The following is an 18,182-nucleotide window of genomic DNA, read 5'->3' on the forward strand; positions in this document are numbered from 1 at the left end:
ATGAAAAATATTTTAAACTTCTTTTTTAGCTTATGCATACTTCTTGTAGTTTCAAGTTGTACAGATGATCTAAATACAGAACCTAAAGTAGAATTATCTTTAGACGAGTTATTAGCACAAGATCCAAATGCAGTAGAAGGTATTGTATCCAGGCTTTATGCCTCTTTTGCGTTGTCTGGCGTACAAGGGCCTGATAAGTCTGATATTAGTGATAATGCAGGGGAATCTCCTTTTCTAAGAGGAATAATAAATCTTCAAGACTTTACTGCAGATGGTATGAAAAACCGTTGGGGTGATGATGGTCTAGACCAGCTTACTACGACTTCCGATTGGGATGAAAACAATAAATTTTTCAGATACTTATTCAATAGAGTTTATTTTACAATTCCGCAGTGTAATAACCTACTTGCTGTTGCAAATAATATAAGTATTGAAAACAAGGAATCTGTCATTGCAGAGGTACGATTTTTAAGAGCCCTAGCCTATTACTATCTAATAGATACTTTTGGAAAAGGTGTTTTGGCTACGGAAGAAAACTTTGGAGATTCTGCACCACTTCCTGAAGCTTCAAGAGCAGAGTTGTTTGCTTTTGTTGAAGCAGAATTAATAGAAGTAGAAGCTAATTTACCAGCTACAAACTCTTACGGTAGAGCTTCTAAAGCAGCTGGACAAATGCTATTGGCAAAACTTTACATGAATGCTGAAGTGTATGTAGGTACATCAAGATATGATGATGCTCTCGTTTTAATTAATAAAGTAATTGATGAAGGTGGCTTTAGTCTTGCTCCAAATTTTGTAAGTCTTTTTTCGGCAGATAATGATACATCTCCAGAAATAATATTCCCTTTAATTGCAGATGCAGACACAAGTCAAAGTTTTGGAAATACCACATATATTGTTAACGGAAGTTTAAGTACAGAAACGATGGTACTTGCAGACTTTGGAGCTAATGATGGCTGGACCGGGCACAGAGCCACTAAAGCATGGTATGGTCTATATGGAGATCTAGGAACTTCAACTGATGATAGAGCTAGTTTGTTCTGGACAACAGGACACAACTTCGAAATGGCAGATTACAGAGAATGGACAGATGGATATCCTTCTGTTAAATTTAGAAATACAAACTTTAACGGTGCTTCTACAGTTACAGCCTTTTCCGGTACAGATTTCCCGCTATTTAGATTAGCTGATACTTACTTAATGTATGCAGAGTGTACACTTAGAGGAGCTTCAGGAGGCGCTATGAATACTGCGCTACAATATGTAAATGCTGTAAGATCACGCTCGAATGCCAGTACCATTACACAATCAGAATTAACACTGGATTTTTTAATTGACGAACGTGGCAGAGAACTAAACCTAGAAGGTCACAGAAGAAGCGACTTAATTCGTTTTGGAATGTTTACAGGTAATAGTTATATCTGGCCTTGGAAAGGAAATGTTGCCGGAGGAACTTCAATTCCTGATAGTTATAGATTATTTCCTATTCCATTAGCTGCTATGCAAGCAAATCCAAATTTAACCCAAAACCCAGGGTTCTAACAACTAACTTTTAAAGACAACTACAATGAAAAACATAAAAATTATAACACTATTAATAATAGCTCTTATAGGTTTCTATTCGTGTAACGATGATGACGAATTAGTTTTTACTGCCAGTGAAGCAGAAGGTTTAGTATTTAATACCACTTTCTTAAACAACTACGTATTAAATTCTAGTTTGAACAGTAATTTAGCAGAACGTTTTACTTGGGGCAGCGCTGATTTTGATGTTCCAACCGAAGTTAGTTATAGTCTAGAGGCTGCTACAATGGCAGACTTTAGCGATTATATTGGTGATGATACTATTGAGGACTATGCTAAATATAATTTAGGAACTACAACAAGCAACGAACTTCCCGTTACAGTAAAACAAATGCTGGATTTAGCAGCACTTGCTGGATTGGATAACAATCCTGATACTGACGAACCTAATACCGGACAACTACATTTTAGAATAAAAGCCTTTATTGGTCAGGGAAGCTTAGAATCCTATTCTTCTGTCCAAACTCTAAGCATAGAATTACAAGAAACTACAGAGACTGGTGGCGGTGCTTTTGAAATATCTAGTTGGGGCGTTGTAGGTTCTGGTTATAATAACTGGGCTGCGGACGGTGCACCGAAAGATGCTCCTTTTTACACAACTTCTACTCCTGGCGTTATTGTATCTTATGTAAATTTATTGGATGGCGAAATTAAATTTCGTGAAGATAATGCATGGGACAATAGTTTAGGAGATGCCAATGTTGATGGGATTTTAGATACTGATGCAGATAATAACATTGCGGTTACAGCTGGTGATTATAAAATCACAATAGACACCAATGATAATTCATACACTATTGAACCTTTCTCATGGGGAGTTGTAGGTTCTGGTTTTAATGATTGGGGAAATGATGGCCCTGATGCAAAATTCTATTACGATTATACTACCGATACTTTTAAAACAAGTGTAGCACTTCTTGATGGGGAAATTAAATTCAGAATGGATAATAAATGGGATGTGAGTTTTGGCGATGCTAATGGTGATAATATTTTAGACACAGATTCAGATAACAATATTGCTTCAACAGCCGGACACTATTTAATAACATTGAATCTAAATGATAATACTTACTCTATCGAGTCTTCAAATGTGTATGGTGTTGTGGGTTCCGGTTTTAATGATTGGGGCAATAATGGACCTGATGCATCCTTAACAGAAATCCAACCTGGTGTATGGTTTGCAGAAAACATTACGCTTTTAGATGGAGAAGTTAAATTCCGCCAAAACAATGCTTGGGATGTCAGTTACGGAGATGCTAATGCTGATAATATTTTAGATACTGATTCTGATAATAACATTGCTTCAACTGCAGGAAACTATGTTATTAGTATAGATTTTAATGATCCAGACGGACCTAAGTATCTAATAGGAAAAAGACTATAAACATATCAAATATGTAAATATTGAATATTCTAAAGAGGCTGTATTATAAACATAGTGCAGCCTTTTTCTTTTAAACCATAGCAATGAAAAAATTCACAATACCTTTCATCTTTTTATTCTTTGCATTTAGCCATGCTCAAAAACAAGATGTTACCTACTCTATTTCTCCGACCCCTTTTGAAGAAGCAAATAGTATAACTATAACTTTTGATGGTGCATCTATTGATGAAGCTGCTTGGGGTGTCACTAATAATGGACTTTATTTATGGTCCTGGTCTTTCGATTCTAATCTAGCAAATCTACAAGATTGCCCTACAAATGGGGATTGGACAAACTCTAACGAAACTAACCGCTTAACTTATAACTCAAGCACAGACGAATATACTATTACCTTTACTTCAACGATATTTTATAATAGAACTGGTATTGGCAGAATTGGATTTCTTATAAAAGCCAAAGATGGAACTGGAAACAAACAGTCTGAAGATTACCTTGCTGATGTTGGTTTATTTCAAGTGTCTTTAACAGCACCATCAAACTTAACAACCATTTTAAACTCAGGCGATAATTTAAGTATTTCTGCAACAAATACTGGTGGTAATGCTAATTACGTTTTAAAAGCAAATGGAAGTATTATAAACACACAAAATAACATAGCATCCTATTCTTATACAGACATGAATATAACTATCAATAAGAGTTATGTTCTCGAAACTACTGTAGGGGGAGAAACAAAAACAAAATCATTTTCTGTTTTAATAGATCCAGGAAACGACTTTAGTATTATGCCACAAACGTATCTTGATGGTATTACTTATGATGAAAGTGATCCAACAAAAGCTACTCTGGTACTTTATGCAACAGGTAAAGACTTTGTTTATGTTGCAGGTAGTTTTAATAATTGGCAACCTAATGCTACATATGCCATGAAACGTGATCCATCCAGAAATAATAAATTCTGGATTACACTAACAGGTTTAACACCAGGTCAAATTGAAACATATCAATATTGGGCGATAGATAAAACACCAATATCAAACTCTCCTGCTTTAGTAAAAACAGCCGACCCATACTCAACATTGGTTTTATCTCCTTTTGATGATCCTTCTATCCCTGCATCAACTTATCCTAATTTACCTCCATATCCTTCCGGACAAGAACGAGAAGTGACTGTATTACAGACTAACCAAACACCATATAATTGGCAAGTCACTAATTTTAACAAACCAAAAAAGGAAGACTTAATTATTTATGAGGTTTTAATTCGTGATTTTGATGCTGATAGAAACTTTCAAGATATTATAGATAAGATTGACTATTTTAAAAACTTAAACATCAACGCTATCGAATTGATGCCAGTTATGGAATTTGAAGGTAATGAAAGCTGGGGTTACAATACCGCTTATCACATGGCCTTAGACAAGTTTTATGGTACTGAAGCCAAGTTTAAAGAACTTATAGATACGTGTCATCAAAACGGTATTGCAGTTATATTAGATCTTGCATTAAATCATGCATTTGGTAGAAATCCTATGGTACGCTTATGGATGAATGATCCTGATGGTGATGGATGGGGAGAACCTAGTTCTGAAAATCCATATTTTAACCAAACACCAAAACATTCTTATAATGTTGGATCTGATTTTGATCATTCTAATTCGTTTACAAAAGTTTACACAAAACGAGTTGTAAAACATTGGATTGAAGACTTCAAAATTGATGGGTTCCGTTGGGATTTAACCAAAGGGTTTACACAAAATTGTTCCTCTGGAGACGAAGGCTGTACCAATAGCTATCAAGCAGACCGTGTAGCTGTTTTAAAAGAATATGCCGATTATTCCTGGAGTTTAGACGACACTCACTATGTTATTTTTGAGCATTTGGGAGCAGATACCGAAGAACAAGAATGGGCCAATTATAGAATTGGAGACCCTATTCCTAAAGGGGTTATGATGTGGAGTGAAATGTGGACAGCCTATAAAAATTTAGCTCAGGGGCAATCAAGTAATATTAATTTTGATCGTATGGGACATACGGCTCATGGCTTTACAGAAAAGCGTACGTTAGGCTATCCGGAAAGTCATGATAAGGATAGAATTATGTATGAAATGACAGAATTTGGAATTAATACAACGCCTTCGCATAATGTTAGAGATCTAAATACTGCTTTAAAAAGGATGTCTGCTCTAGGCGCTATAACGATTCCTATTCCTGGCCCTAAAATGTTATGGCATTTTGCAGATCTAGGGATGGATGATTCCATTTGGACTTGCTCTAACGGGGTCGTTAACTCTGATTATGATGGAAATAATGATGGAGACTGCAAATTAGACACAAAACCTCAACCTCAATGGACGAATAACTGGTTAGCTGATAGCAATAGAAACAAAATTTATAATGATTGGGCAAGAATTAATCACTTAAAAATTAATGAAGACGTTTTTGAAGGGAATTATAATATAAGTTCAGGAACGCAAACTCCTAGAATAAGTATTTATACAGGTAATGAAAACACGAGTGGTTCTGAGCTTAAAAACGTAATCATTATTGCTAATTTTTCAGTAACTAGTCAAAGCATAAATCCTAATTTTCCTTACTCAGGAACCTGGTATGATCTAATGGATAACTCTGGAAGTACAACTATAGACGGAAGTACAAATTCTATTAATTTACCGCCTGGTGAGTTTAGAATTTATGGAAATAAAAGTGCAACATTGTCTACAAGTAATTTTGAAAAAGGAAATGATTTAAAACTGTTTCCTAACCCTGTTAAAAACACATTTTCAATTAGTCAAAATGTCGAGGTATTAAAAGTTTATAATATCACCGGTAAGTTAATAAAATCATTTAAAGGGTCATTTTATAAAGGACATACTTTTAACATCTCTAACTTATCAAGAAGTCTTTATGTTGTAAAAATAACAAATGAATCAGGGATAGAGAATACTTTAAAAATAGTAAAACTGTAATATAATTCTAACTTTTCTTTACCTCTGTTCAAAGAGAGATAAAATCCTAAATAACGTGAATCTTGTTTAAGAGTTCAAGATGTCACTTCGAGTGTCCCGAACTTGCTTCGGGATGTATCGAGAAGCTTATTCTGTCGAAAATTTATTTGTTTTCGATACGATTTTTTGCAAAAATCACTCTAACTGACATAAATTTTCTTATGCAAGATTCACGTTAAATAATAAAGAATTTCTTGAAACAAACTATCTCCGAGGCTGAGCCTCGGAGAATTCTCTTCGATTAAAAAGAATAAGAATCGAGTAAATTTAGTTTACCATTTACATCTTCTATATAAAGCTCACAACTTTTAACTTCAATAAAATCTTTCAAAAAAGCTTCAAATGAAAATGACTTCAAAGGGTTAACCATATCTTTTTTAATGTCTTTAATAACATTTCCAGAAGCATCTAACAAACGTAAAATTGCTTTTCCTTCTATGAACACACCATAAATTCCTGTGATTTTATTTAATTTCAAATCAAAAGCCATTTTCTGTGTGGTCACTCCTGCTAAATTTACATTTAATATTGGTGCATTTTCAATCTTAGCTGCTCCATGAATTTCCCTATAATTAAAACTCTCATTTGGTTCTAAATTGTAAAGAGGTGTCATGACTTCGGTTTCAATATAACCTTCGGATAAACCACTACAAAAAATCGCATTATTTAATCCATGATCGTATTCCAACTGTGGGTTATAAGGCTCCATAATTTTTGCAAAAGCAGTATTTGTTTTCTTATTAACATAGCATAACCACGAATCTGAAGCAATAATATGGAAACCTGCCATTTGATTATAATCATACTCAACTTCGTAAATACCAGGAGCTACTTCTCCTTTCCAATTTGTTCCATGATTATAATATTTTTCAATATGCTCTGGATTATTTTTATCCAATTTAAAGCGGTTACGATTCAAGTATTGCCAGCGTAAATCTGGATTCGTAGTAATTTCAAACTGCTCCCCATTAGGCAGTTTTAAGTTCTTATCAAAAGGTATGTAGGCTACATAATTCTCACCATCATGCATCCCTCGTTTTGTTTCTGAGACATGCTGACTCGAAATTTTAAGTCCTCTTTTTACTTTTGTTTCTCCTACATTTTTAAGTGTATGATCTATATACACCAAACTACTATGTGGTTCTATATAAAGACTACGTGAATATTGTAATTCTTCTTCAATTTTATTTGGATAAACAAAGCCTTTATTTCCAAAAAATCTTGGAACTGGAAGTTGTTGTACACCAGACTTCACTTCTATAGTTTGATGTCCCAATTTATTTTCTTTAATAGCTACATCATATTTTGCGTCACCAATTATGGCAGGTGGCGGCCAACGTTTCCCTTTATTACCATTTCTATCAACCGAACAATTTTCAACAGGAATTGGTACTAATCTGTATCCTCCAAAATTCCGCCACTCTTTCATTTTCACTTCATCAGTGGCAGGAAACTTCTTTCCTTTTAATTTAGGATTTAACCAAAGAGAAGGCTCCTCTCCTAAATTATATTCTAATATTCTACCACCGGCATCTGGTACTACTGCAAGACTTATATATTTATTTTTAGCTACATGAACATTATCCCACCCCCAATCTTTATAATTGTTCTCAACAGAAACGGTTTTATAATCTTGGGCAAAACAGCTAATACTAAATAGCACGACTAAATAGCTTAAATTAAACTTAATGGTTATTGTTTTAATGTATTTCATATAAACTTTACTTATGTTTTTAAATATATTTTCTTGTAACATGTATTATTCTTCGATTTCCAATAATAAAATACCATTTGATTTTAACTCAAATTCTGAATTCAAAACGTCTCCAGTCATTATGTTAGTAATCGTGGTTGCTTTACCATTTTTAAGGCCAAGGTTTAATTTAGCATCATTTTTACCAATGTTCAATATGTTTACCAAATACCCTTTTTCATTTTTAACTACTCGCCAATAACAACCTTTGTATGCTGTTCCGTTAGATTCAGTCAACGTAACTTCAGGTAAGGCATCCGATACTACTTCAAGTGCTTTTTGTTGTATTTCTAAAACAGTATTAGCTGCATCCATAACAATTAAGTTACCCTCACCTTTTGAAAGACTCTTACCTCGTAATTCTCCATATTCATTTTTAGATAAACTGTTTTTACTGTCAAGTATTACTGTACCACCATTGTTTAGGTAGCCTTGTAATGTCTCAAACTCAGAATCTGTAACATAGTCCGTTTTAAAAACAACAATTGCATCCCATTTGCTGTTATCTTGTTTCTTAATTACTTTTTCTGTGGCGTAACCTACTGGAAAACCTTCAAAATGTAGGGATTCATATAGGTCAAACTGTTCTGTCATATAATATTTTTTATTAATCGCTGAAGTTTCAGAATGAAATATTCTTATTGGTCTTCTTTGTTCACGAAGTGCTACTATTTCTTCTGAAAAGCTGTTCATGTCCATATATACTTGTGCCACTTCATTTACTGTTTGTGGTTGCATATTGGCAGAACCTGCATATGAACCTGCTAAAGCCGGGTCAAAGAAATCCAATTCACCTTCTAAACGATCTTCTGGTGAACCATCGGGATCTCTAGCCCAAAACCAAGAAATACCAGCATCCATACCCTGTAAGGTTGCCAACCAAAAAACACTTCGTACATAATCGGGTGACAGATTCATATCTCTCCAAGCTGAAGCAGATAAAAAGTGTGTTTCTGAATTGATGTTTATTTTATTTGGAGACACAGATTCTAAGAAGTCATATGGTAAGCTTAACTCATCCCACCAATAAGCGTATTTCTCTTCCCATTTTTCTGGTTTAGTAGCTCGTAAATTTCTACCACCGTAAGCTTTTCCATCATTACCAATCATTGTAGTAATATCTGTTAAAGCTTCTAAATCTATACCATGAGAGCGGTAATCTTCCCTAAACATCTTTGGCATTATCTTAATGTTGGTATCTGCATCCGGGTTTGTTTCCAATAACTGATCTCTTAAAAATGTAAACCAATCGGTACTTCTATCCATGTTAAAACGACACCAATCGTACCATATAGGCGTTCCTCTTAAGGATTTCTCCATTGGTATTTCAATCTCCACTGCTTTAAACCCTTTAAAATCACTTTCCCAGTTTTTATTTAGTTTTTTTATGTTATTGCTATATTTATCAGCAAGCCAATTTTGAAACTTTTTTACGGTATACGATGAAATAGAATTCATCTCTTTGTAATTCTGTGTCCAATGTCCTTTTTCTGAAAACCAATGTGGTTCATTAGATAAGATATATCCTAATTGGGTTACTTTTTTACCTTTAGTAAGTTCACCTGTTTTTTTCATAACATCGCTCCAAACGTCTCTCATTAAAGGATTGTCAATATCAAAACCTGTAAATAATGATCTTCCTTTTGCAACTTCTGGTTCTTTGTCATGAATCCATTGTGGCATGCCCATGTTCCAAAGAATAAGAAACCCAACATTGGTATCTGGAATTTCTGTAATCAACTCTATTTTTTCATTAAAGGTTCTATCTTCGTTTAATATAAATGGGTTAACGGCTCTATCCATATTTACCTCATAAAGTCTTTGTCCTCCATGAAAAATTGCTCCCAAATGATCATTATAAACATTTTCATCGGTTAAAGGCGCACCAACAGTTTTAGAAAAATAATCAAAAAGAAAAACAGGTTTTCCGTTATTCTTTAACATATTATCTGCAACTTCAACATTCCCCCAATCTATTTTAGAAACAGGTCTTCTTTTTATAGTTCCATCTATAACTTTGTTAAGTTCTGCTATCCCTTTATCCAAAATTTCAATAACTTTCCCTCTTTCAAAGTCCGGCAACTCCTCGGCATATTTAGCCTTATCTTTTTCATAAAAACTATAATACCCAAAAAGCTTTTCAACTTCAGGCTTATGGGCTTCATCCCAATCAGCAAATTTTACAAACTCTTTGGAAAACCATAAAAGGGTTTCTTCTCTAGTAACATCTATAGATTTACTTTTAGCTTCGCCCATCAAAGTTTCTAGTGCTTCAATTTTCTCCAAAGCTTGTTCTTCTATAGTTAATGTTTTATTACAGCCTATCAATATTGTAATTAATAAAAAGCTGAATAGACATTTTATCAGCATTAACTTGTGTTTCTTTTGTTTAGTTGTCATTTGAATAGTTATTTGATTTATTTTGAAACTCTAAATTTTACCTGCTTTATAGATTTTATTAAGGTCTTCTATAGACAAGGTTTGTTTTTCTCCGTTACTCCAGGTTACCTCAACATTTTTAATATCCTCACACGTCCCTAAGCCAACATGTAAATACGTATTAAAACTTTGAGAATAAGGAGAAGATGTAGCACCTACAACTCGTTTATACTGATTACCACAAGAGGTAAAACTTAGCACCGCACCTATAGCGGAAGCTTTACCAGAAGGTGAATTCCCAACATATATCGTTATAAAGTTATTTTTAGATGTAAGATTATTGGTAAACAAATGCCATCTTCCGCGTTCATTACAATATATAATATCTAAATCGCCATCTTTATCATAGTCGAAAGCATCGGCTCCCATTCCTGTTGCCCCTAACTCTTCTCTAAGAATACCATGATTTTTTGCACGAACAAAATTCTTACCTTCTTGATTTAAAAGTAAAATCTGTTCAATTTTTGATGCAGAATGCCCATAGCGAACAACAAAAATATCAGTCCATCCATCATTATTAAAATCACCAGTTGCCGTACTTGTTGTCTGTTCGGTAATATCAATACTATATTTTGTACTAACATCAACAAATTTTCCTTCTTTATTTTCTAATAATTTAGCCGGCAACGCTTTTAGTTTTATGGTTTCTGGTTTTTCAATAACATTATGAATAACTGCGGCTGTTGGTGAGTTTGTATGACCTGCAATACGCCATACATCATTACCTAAATAACCTATATATAATCCTTTAGCTTTGGTATCTTCAGGAAAACCTTTTGCTTCTTGTTGCGTTATGGTAAGATCATGATGTCCATGTTTATCCTTTGTACGTTCATATCGTTTTTTCTTGGTTCCAATAAACACATCAAAATGCGGATAAGCCATTTGTAGATTCTCTAAATTAAGATCACCTTCAATTTTAAGCTCGTGTTTAAAAGGTTTTCTCCTGTGAAAAAAGTAAAATGCTTTTGTGTCTTCATCATAATCACTTTCAGAATCAAAAGGGTGTTTAGAACGTGTTAAGAACAAATCAAAATCACCATCGTTGTCAAAATCAATTTCAGAAATACTGTTTATTAAATTAGTGTTCGTTAAATCACCTAAAACGTCTTTCGTAACATCTGTAAAACCTAATCCTTCATTTCCTTGAGCAGCAATAATCTTATTTCCTCCATAAAAAAGAAAATCTTTAATATTATCATTATTGAAATCTGTTAAAGCTGTTCGCATATTAAAACGATCGGCATATGGCAAGAAATCTACAAATGAAAAATCCTGATCTTCATCTCTTTGATATAAAAAATGTGCTCTATCAATTTTATCATTTGGCGGAAATGCAGATAGAATCAAATCAAGTTCACTATTATTGTCAGCATCAAAGAATTTAACTGCCCGTCCTCTGCTGGCTTCAAAATGCTTGAATTCGTTTTCTTTACTTATCGACCTATCAAGGTTTACTGTATACGCTCTTAACTTTCTTGGATTTTTACCGTCTCCTCCTCCAGGTTGTACTAAAACATCTACTAAGCCATCGAAATTATAATCTCCAACTGCAATTCCATGAGTATCTCCAAAAATAAAGGGCTTCCCTTTTTGATACGTTCCTTTGTTATTCCAAAACAATTCTACGCGTCTGGAATGTTCTGTTAACAGTAAATCTAAATACCCATCTTGATCAAGATCTGCTATAACGGCATTATCAAACTTTCTTCTCGACCGTTTTTCTAGAGGTATAACCTCTTCTTTTTCAGAAAAAGTCAGTTTAGTACTTGACTCTAAACGTGTCTGAGCTGTACAAATGCTAAAGCTTAAAAGCGTATTTAATAATAAAAAACGTAGCACAGATAAAATATTAAATAGCTTTATATGATACATAATTCTATTCGATGAATGTTGAAATTAAAAAGGGCTTGCTTATCTTGTTGATAAAACCCTATAGAATAAAACATACCTAGTTTGGAAGGCTTCCTTTCCAACCTTTATTAAATTGAGTAATAAGTGTCTTAACAACTTCAGGATTTTCTTTTGCTACATTTTTAGTTTCTGTAGGATCATTTTGATGATCGAACAGCTCTACAAATAAGGGTTCGCTTTCAGGATTTTTATAGTCTTTCCAGATAATAATTCTATATCTTTCTGTACGCATTGCATATCCCATTACATTATTTTCAAACAGGCTTCTATCCCATTTGTCTCCTTGTTGTTTTTTAATGCGTTCTTCTACTTCTTCAATTAATGGACCAAAATAGGTTTCACGCATCCCTTGAGATAATGGATTTGCAGCCCATTCTCTCAATGCCGGATTTGGAAACTGACTGAATGCTGCTTTTTTCCAAGGGGTATTGGGTTTACTCAACAAAGTTTTAAAACTTTTTCCTTCTAAATGTTCTGGTAAATCTATTTCAGCCAAATCACAAAGGGTTGGATACATATCCACCAATTCGACCAAAGCATCTGTTTTGTTCCCTCGAACTTCCTTGGCCATATCTGGCGTCCAAACTATTAAAGGCACTCTGGTTGCAATTTCATAATTTGTGGCTTTCCCCCAAATACCCATATCTCCTAAGTGCCATCCGTGATCGCTCCACAACATAATTATGGTATTATCTCTTAAACCTGCTTCATCAAGTGCATCTATCATTTTACCTATTTGTGCATCTACGTAGCTAATACATGCTAGATAAGCATGCTTTAGGGTTCTTGCCATTTCATCATCTATAGGTCCTTTTTTAGGAATTCCATAACGAGCACGTAATTCAAAAGATGGATGTAACCCCATAGCAGCACCGTTTTCTGGCCCCTCAGTTTGTTCTGCTAACTTAATTTTAGCTGGGTCGTACATGTCCCAATATTTTTTTGGAGCCATCCAATTTAAGTGTGGCTTCTTCATACCCATACCTAAAAAGAAAGGTTTATCTGGATTTTTCTCCTGCATATCTTTTAGTGTGGCAATAGCTAATTCAGCATTGTAACCATCTTCGTAGAAATAATCTGGAACATCAGCCTTTTCATAAGCGGGTCCTTTTCCTAAACCGTTTCTAGGTGCATTTTTGCCATATTTTGCAATGACTTCTTCGGTTGCCTTTTTTGAAAAAGCCTGATTCTCTGGAAGTGCATATCCTCCGGGTGTTTTACTCTTTTCAACCGTCATTTTATCATAGGCTGGTTTTCTACTCCATGACAAATTTAAATCAGCAAAACCTGGTTTGTGATAAATTTTACCTGTATGTGTAGTTTCGTAACCATTATTTTTAAAGTGCTGAGCAAGCGTTATAATATCAGGGTTTGCATCCCTGAAATAGGTAAAGTTTTCAATCACATTAATTGTTTCTGGCCTTGCTCCTGTCATTAAACTAGCACGAGAAGGACTACAAATAGGTTCTTGACAATAGGCTTTGTTAAACAACAAACCATCTGCTGCCAAAGCATCTATATTAGGGGTAATCGCTATTTCTGAACCATAAGCCCCTATTTCTGGTCTTAAGTCATCTACAGCTAAAAATAAAATATTTGGTTTTTTCTTTTCTTCTTTCGGTTTTTCTGTGTTTTTACATCCAAATGCAATAAGTACAGCGAATAGAAAATAATAAGCTTTCATATAGTTATGATATTTATACAATGTGATTAATTTGCTAAGTTTAGAAAAATTACTTCAAAAACATTAGCCATTAATAACATATAATATAACGAATTTACCCTATTTGTAATTCCAAACAATTTTAGATTGGAATTGAACAAAAGCTGCTATTAGTTCCAAATAATTGGCAAAAATACTGTCATTTCTTCATCTCCTCTGTTACTCCAAGTGAAGTATGGAACGAATTGGGTTTTATAAGATTTAAATTTGGGTTTTTGAACTTCATTGTACATACCTTTCAAATTATCCTTTCGAATAAGTACTTCGCCTTCTATAGCCATAATACCTCCCAAAAGATTTGGCTTATATATGGCTTCCAGCAGTTTATCAGATGATAAATAGGCATCAAAAATATTCGCTTCTTTAGGTAAATCTACAGATTCCAGGCAATATACAACGGGCCCTCTTTTTAGTGCGACTTGATTACGAACTTCTTCAATTCTAGGATGTCCTTCCACAAATTTGATGTCCATAGGCAGATCCATTAAAATTATATCACCTTTTTTCCATTGGCGTTCAATAACGGCAAAGCTTCCTGCTTCAACTTTCCCAATAGGGTTATTATTTACCCTAACTTCGGTTCCTTTAGCCCAATCTGGTATCCGTAATAAAATTTCAAAAGGGTCATTTTTACATGCTTCAACAGTTATTTTAACCTGTCCTTCCCAAGGGTAATTTGTTTCTTGCTTCAGTTTAATTTTTGAATCGTCTAGTAATTTGGTATCTAATTTATTGCCACCATAAAGATTAACGGAAATACCGTTAGACGATTTACTATATGCCCAGGCAGGCGATTTTGCAATAGTTCTTACCAGATTTGGTGGACAACAAAAACAATTTAGATAAGGTTGTCTTTGGGGAAACTCGGTATTCATTTCTTCGTAGTTTAAAGCGCCTTCAATTTTTCTTAGCGGATTAGAATAATAGTAGTGCTTTCCATCCAGACTTATCCCAGAAAGCGCACTATTATAAAGCACCAATTCCATAATATCTGCATATTTTGCTTCGCCTTTTATACCTAACATACGATTGCTAAACATGGAATTACAAATGTTTGCACAGGTTTCATTATAGGCCGTTAAATTCGGCATTTGATATTCTGCTGCAAATCCCTCTTCGATATTATCTTTCCTCGAAGATCTTCCATAATGTGTTTGCCCTAAGGCTCCCGTGATGTACATTTTTTTGTGTACTACATTATCCCAAAGCCTATCGAGCGCATCAATCAAAGCCTGTTCACCAGTTTCTGCATAAACATCGGCTGCTCCTGCATAATAATATAGTGCTAAAACGGCATGACCAACGGCTTCATTTTCTTTTCGTAAAGGAACGCGCTCTTGCACCATATCTCCAACAGGGTATCCTTTTGTAGAATTACTCCCAAAAATTATAGATTTACCCCGCATATTTATAAATATTTCAGCGAGTTCCAAATACCTATTGTCTCTTGTGGTTCGATAAAGTTCAACCAATCCCATAATCTGAGTTTGATTAAAGCCAAACCGTTTTAAATGTTGGGGTTGGGACTGGAACAACCTGTACAGCATATTAGCATGCTTTATAGCTATCCCTAAAAAATTGGTCTTGCCCGTTACACGATGATGTATAACGGCACTGGTTAATAAATGTCCACTATTATAAAGCTCGTGATTTTTTCTGTTTTCGAAAGGTTCCAAATCTTCCCTAATGATGATTGGGGTTGACAAATAACCATCTGGCTGTTGTGCTTTTGCTATGACATTAATTATTTCATCTAATTCTTTTAGGATGTTTTCATCCTTATTAACACCGTATAAATAAACAGATGCTTCCATCCATTTATAAAAGTCACCATCATGCCATGGAAACCCTTTATGAATGCCCTCTTTTAAGCCTGCCGCTATTTTGAAATTGTTATAGGCATGACCAATATTCCCTTTTAAAATGGATCCCATGTGCGGAATCATGACTTGTTCTGCTTCTTTCCATTTATCTGCCCAAAAACCGTCTGTCCATCTACAATCGCCAATATCTATACTTTTCAGTTTTACGTTTGGGCTATTTATAGTATTAATTACACCTCGTCCGACAAGTTCGATATTTTTTACATAAGCATTTTCTTTTGAATCAATGGGATCTGCACTTCGCTTTTTACTTTGAACGCTCTTACATGATAGAACTAAGATGAAACCACAACAAATGGTAAGCATTAATTTTTTCATAATTAAAAACATTTTAAGGTTTGGTGAAGCCGAAATAGAATAGATTAAATTAATAAAAAATAACCATTTACAAACCAAATAGCATCAAAATAAAAACACCTACTAAACCTGATAACCCCATCACCAAAGATTGCACAGTAAATGTGCGATACAATACTTTGGGCGGTACTTCATGTAGTCGATTAAGCAGCCAGAAAAAACTAGAATTGGCATGGAATACGCAAAACGAACCACAACCAATTAGAGCTGCTACCATTTCAGGTGATATAGGTAAACTATCTACCATTGGTCCCAACATTGATGCGCTTCCTACTAACGACACCGTTATTGAACCTGTAGAGGTTGTTAAAATTGCCGCAACAATAAAGGGCAATAAAATACCTAAGAATGGAAATTGAGCAAATACTGTAACTATTTGATCTTGTATTCCAGTTTCGCGAATAACATAACCCAATGAACCACCTGCCCCTGTTATCATAATGACTAATGCCGATTTTACTATCGCTTGTTCTACCAATCTATTCGTAGTACTTCTTTTGTCTTTTGATTTAATTTGAAAAACGGCAATAACAGCACCTATTAAAACCGCTACTAAGGGAATTGTGCAAAAGTTGAAAATTTGGACAAGCATGTTTTCTGTTTCAAAAGACAGAAAAGATCCTAACCCGATTAAAATAATAGGAGCGAGTATTGGCAAAATATCATAAAATAAATTTCCCTTTTGAAAATTTGTTTTGTCATCAAACTTATTTTCTGAATGTGTCGTTGTTTTCCTAAGCTTTTCATCATATTTAAGCCAAGTATTTTTAACAAAAAACAATACCCAAAATATACCACCTGTCATTGCAAAAATTGCCACTATAAGATTGACGGTAAGCATACTTCCTATGTCTAATCCAAGTGATTCAGCAACAGCCAATGGGCCTGGTGTTGGTGGTATTAATGTATGAGCAACTGTTAATCCAGCGGTTAATGATAAACCAATAAATAAAACTGGACGTTTACTTTTTACGGAAAGTGATTCTACAACAGGTTGTAACAAAATATATGCAACATCAACAAATACTGGAATGGAAACTACATAGCCCGTAAACCCCATGGCCCAAGGCAACTTTTTTTCACCTAGCCATTTTATGATGCGATTTGCTATTCGAAACGCACCTCCAGTTTCTTGAAGTACTTCGCCTATAAAAGCCCCAAGAATAATAATGATTGCAATACCTCGTAATGTGCCACTAAAGCCTTCTAATAATACCTGTACACTTCTCTCTCCACCCATTCCTAATGCTAAAGCCAATGCCAGGGCTGTAAGAATCAGGGCTATAAAAGGATGTACTTTCCATTTTGAAATGGAAAATATCAATAATAAAAGAAAGAATAATAGTATGGAAAGGCTTAACACCATAAGTTAGTGTTTACCCTCTTACTTTATCTACAATATTTTTACATGCATCAAAATAAATTCCAACATCTACAGCATAGGAAATATATTTTACGCCTAAATCTATCCATTGTTTTGCAGATTCTGGACTCTCCACAAACGTACCAACCACTTTTCCTAAGGGAGCCGCTTTTTCAACAATTTCCTTCATTTGAGAAATTACTTTTGGATGGTTTACTTGTCCTGGAACCCCACAAGACTGAGACATATCGTATGGTCCAATAAAAATGACATCAATGCCATCTACCTGGAGTATTTCATCTATATTATTGAAGGCAATATTTCCTTCAATGTGGATAATAGTTCCCGTTATTTTATTAGCATTACCAAAGTAATTTTCTTTTGGCATAGAAGCGTAATCTGCTGCTCTTACATATCTGCAAACACCTCTTGCTCCTTCTGGGAAGAATTTTGCTGCTTTTACCACACGTCTGGCATCATCAGCAGTTTCAATTTGCGGTACTTGCACATATTCTGCACCAATATCAAGTGCTTTAGAAATCATATTCTCATTGATTTCCGGAACTCGTATTACTGGCACAATACCTTTTGCTTGTGCCGCCCTCACATGATTTTGAACTGTTTGAATAGTATTTGGACCGTGTTCCAAATCTATAATCACAAAATCGAAACCAGCAAATGCAGCAACTTCAACCAAAGCAGGATCACTTACTTTCATAAATGGCCCTACAACAAATTCTTTATTATCAAATAAACTCATATTAGTTCTTTTAT

The 18,182-nt window shown here is 34.4% G+C and carries 10 protein-coding genes; 3 read left to right on the forward strand and 7 right to left on the reverse strand.

From position 1 onward, the window contains the following. From Q4Q34_RS01450 to Q4Q34_RS01460, 3 genes are all read left to right on the forward strand, one after another. Window positions 1-1,542: a RagB/SusD family nutrient uptake outer membrane protein gene (locus tag Q4Q34_RS01450; protein WP_303317317.1), complete on the forward strand. Its 1,542-nt coding sequence runs from the start codon at window positions 1-3 to the stop codon at window positions 1,540-1,542. Between the two features lie 25 nt (window positions 1,543-1,567). Next, complete coding sequence (locus tag Q4Q34_RS01455; RefSeq protein ID WP_303317316.1) at window positions 1,568-2,968, forward strand: SusE domain-containing protein; 1,401 nt, start codon at window positions 1,568-1,570, stop codon at window positions 2,966-2,968. Between the two features lie 83 nt (window positions 2,969-3,051). Continuing rightward, window positions 3,052-5,937 carry an alpha-amylase family glycosyl hydrolase gene (locus Q4Q34_RS01460; protein ID WP_303317315.1) on the forward strand — a complete coding sequence of 962 codons (2,886 nt, stop codon included), beginning with the start codon at window positions 3,052-3,054 and terminating at the stop codon, window positions 5,935-5,937. A gap of 280 nt (window positions 5,938-6,217) precedes the next feature. On the opposite strand, the gene Q4Q34_RS01465 is transcribed toward Q4Q34_RS01460, so the two are convergent. The 7 genes from Q4Q34_RS01465 to Q4Q34_RS01495 all read right to left on the reverse strand — a co-directional run bounded on the left by Q4Q34_RS01465 (window position 6,218) and on the right by Q4Q34_RS01495 (window position 18,168). Next, window positions 6,218-7,690 (reverse strand): hypothetical protein, encoded by a 1,473-nt coding sequence (locus tag Q4Q34_RS01465; RefSeq protein ID WP_303317314.1) that lies wholly within the window; start codon window positions 7,688-7,690, stop codon window positions 6,218-6,220. A gap of 45 nt (window positions 7,691-7,735) precedes the next feature. Then, window positions 7,736-10,129 carry an alpha-amylase family protein gene (locus tag Q4Q34_RS01470; protein WP_303317313.1) on the reverse strand — a complete coding sequence of 798 codons (2,394 nt, stop codon included), beginning with the start codon at window positions 10,127-10,129 and terminating at the stop codon, window positions 7,736-7,738. 30 nt (window positions 10,130-10,159) lie between these two features. Beyond that, the gene (locus Q4Q34_RS01475) at window positions 10,160-12,010 is read right to left on the reverse strand and encodes a CRTAC1 family protein (protein WP_303317312.1); all 1,851 of its coding nucleotides are present in this window, start codon (window positions 12,008-12,010) and stop codon (window positions 10,160-10,162) included. Window positions 12,011-12,119: 109 nt separating this feature from the next. Further along, window positions 12,120-13,766 carry a sulfatase gene (locus Q4Q34_RS01480; RefSeq protein WP_303317311.1) on the reverse strand — a complete coding sequence of 549 codons (1,647 nt, stop codon included), beginning with the start codon at window positions 13,764-13,766 and terminating at the stop codon, window positions 12,120-12,122. A gap of 149 nt (window positions 13,767-13,915) precedes the next feature. After that, window positions 13,916-16,006 (reverse strand): glycoside hydrolase family 127 protein, encoded by a 2,091-nt coding sequence (locus tag Q4Q34_RS01485; protein WP_303317310.1) that lies wholly within the window; start codon window positions 16,004-16,006, stop codon window positions 13,916-13,918. A gap of 67 nt (window positions 16,007-16,073) precedes the next feature. Continuing rightward, window positions 16,074-17,411 carry a GntP family permease gene (locus Q4Q34_RS01490; protein ID WP_303317309.1) on the reverse strand — a complete coding sequence of 446 codons (1,338 nt, stop codon included), beginning with the start codon at window positions 17,409-17,411 and terminating at the stop codon, window positions 16,074-16,076. A gap of 10 nt (window positions 17,412-17,421) precedes the next feature. Next, window positions 17,422-18,168 carry an HpcH/HpaI aldolase family protein gene (locus Q4Q34_RS01495; RefSeq protein WP_303317308.1) on the reverse strand — a complete coding sequence of 249 codons (747 nt, stop codon included), beginning with the start codon at window positions 18,166-18,168 and terminating at the stop codon, window positions 17,422-17,424. Between the last annotated feature and the right edge of the window lie 14 nt (window positions 18,169-18,182).

The organism is Flavivirga abyssicola (assembly GCF_030540775.2).
Taxonomy (GTDB): Bacteria; Bacteroidota; Bacteroidia; order Flavobacteriales; family Flavobacteriaceae; genus Flavivirga; species Flavivirga abyssicola.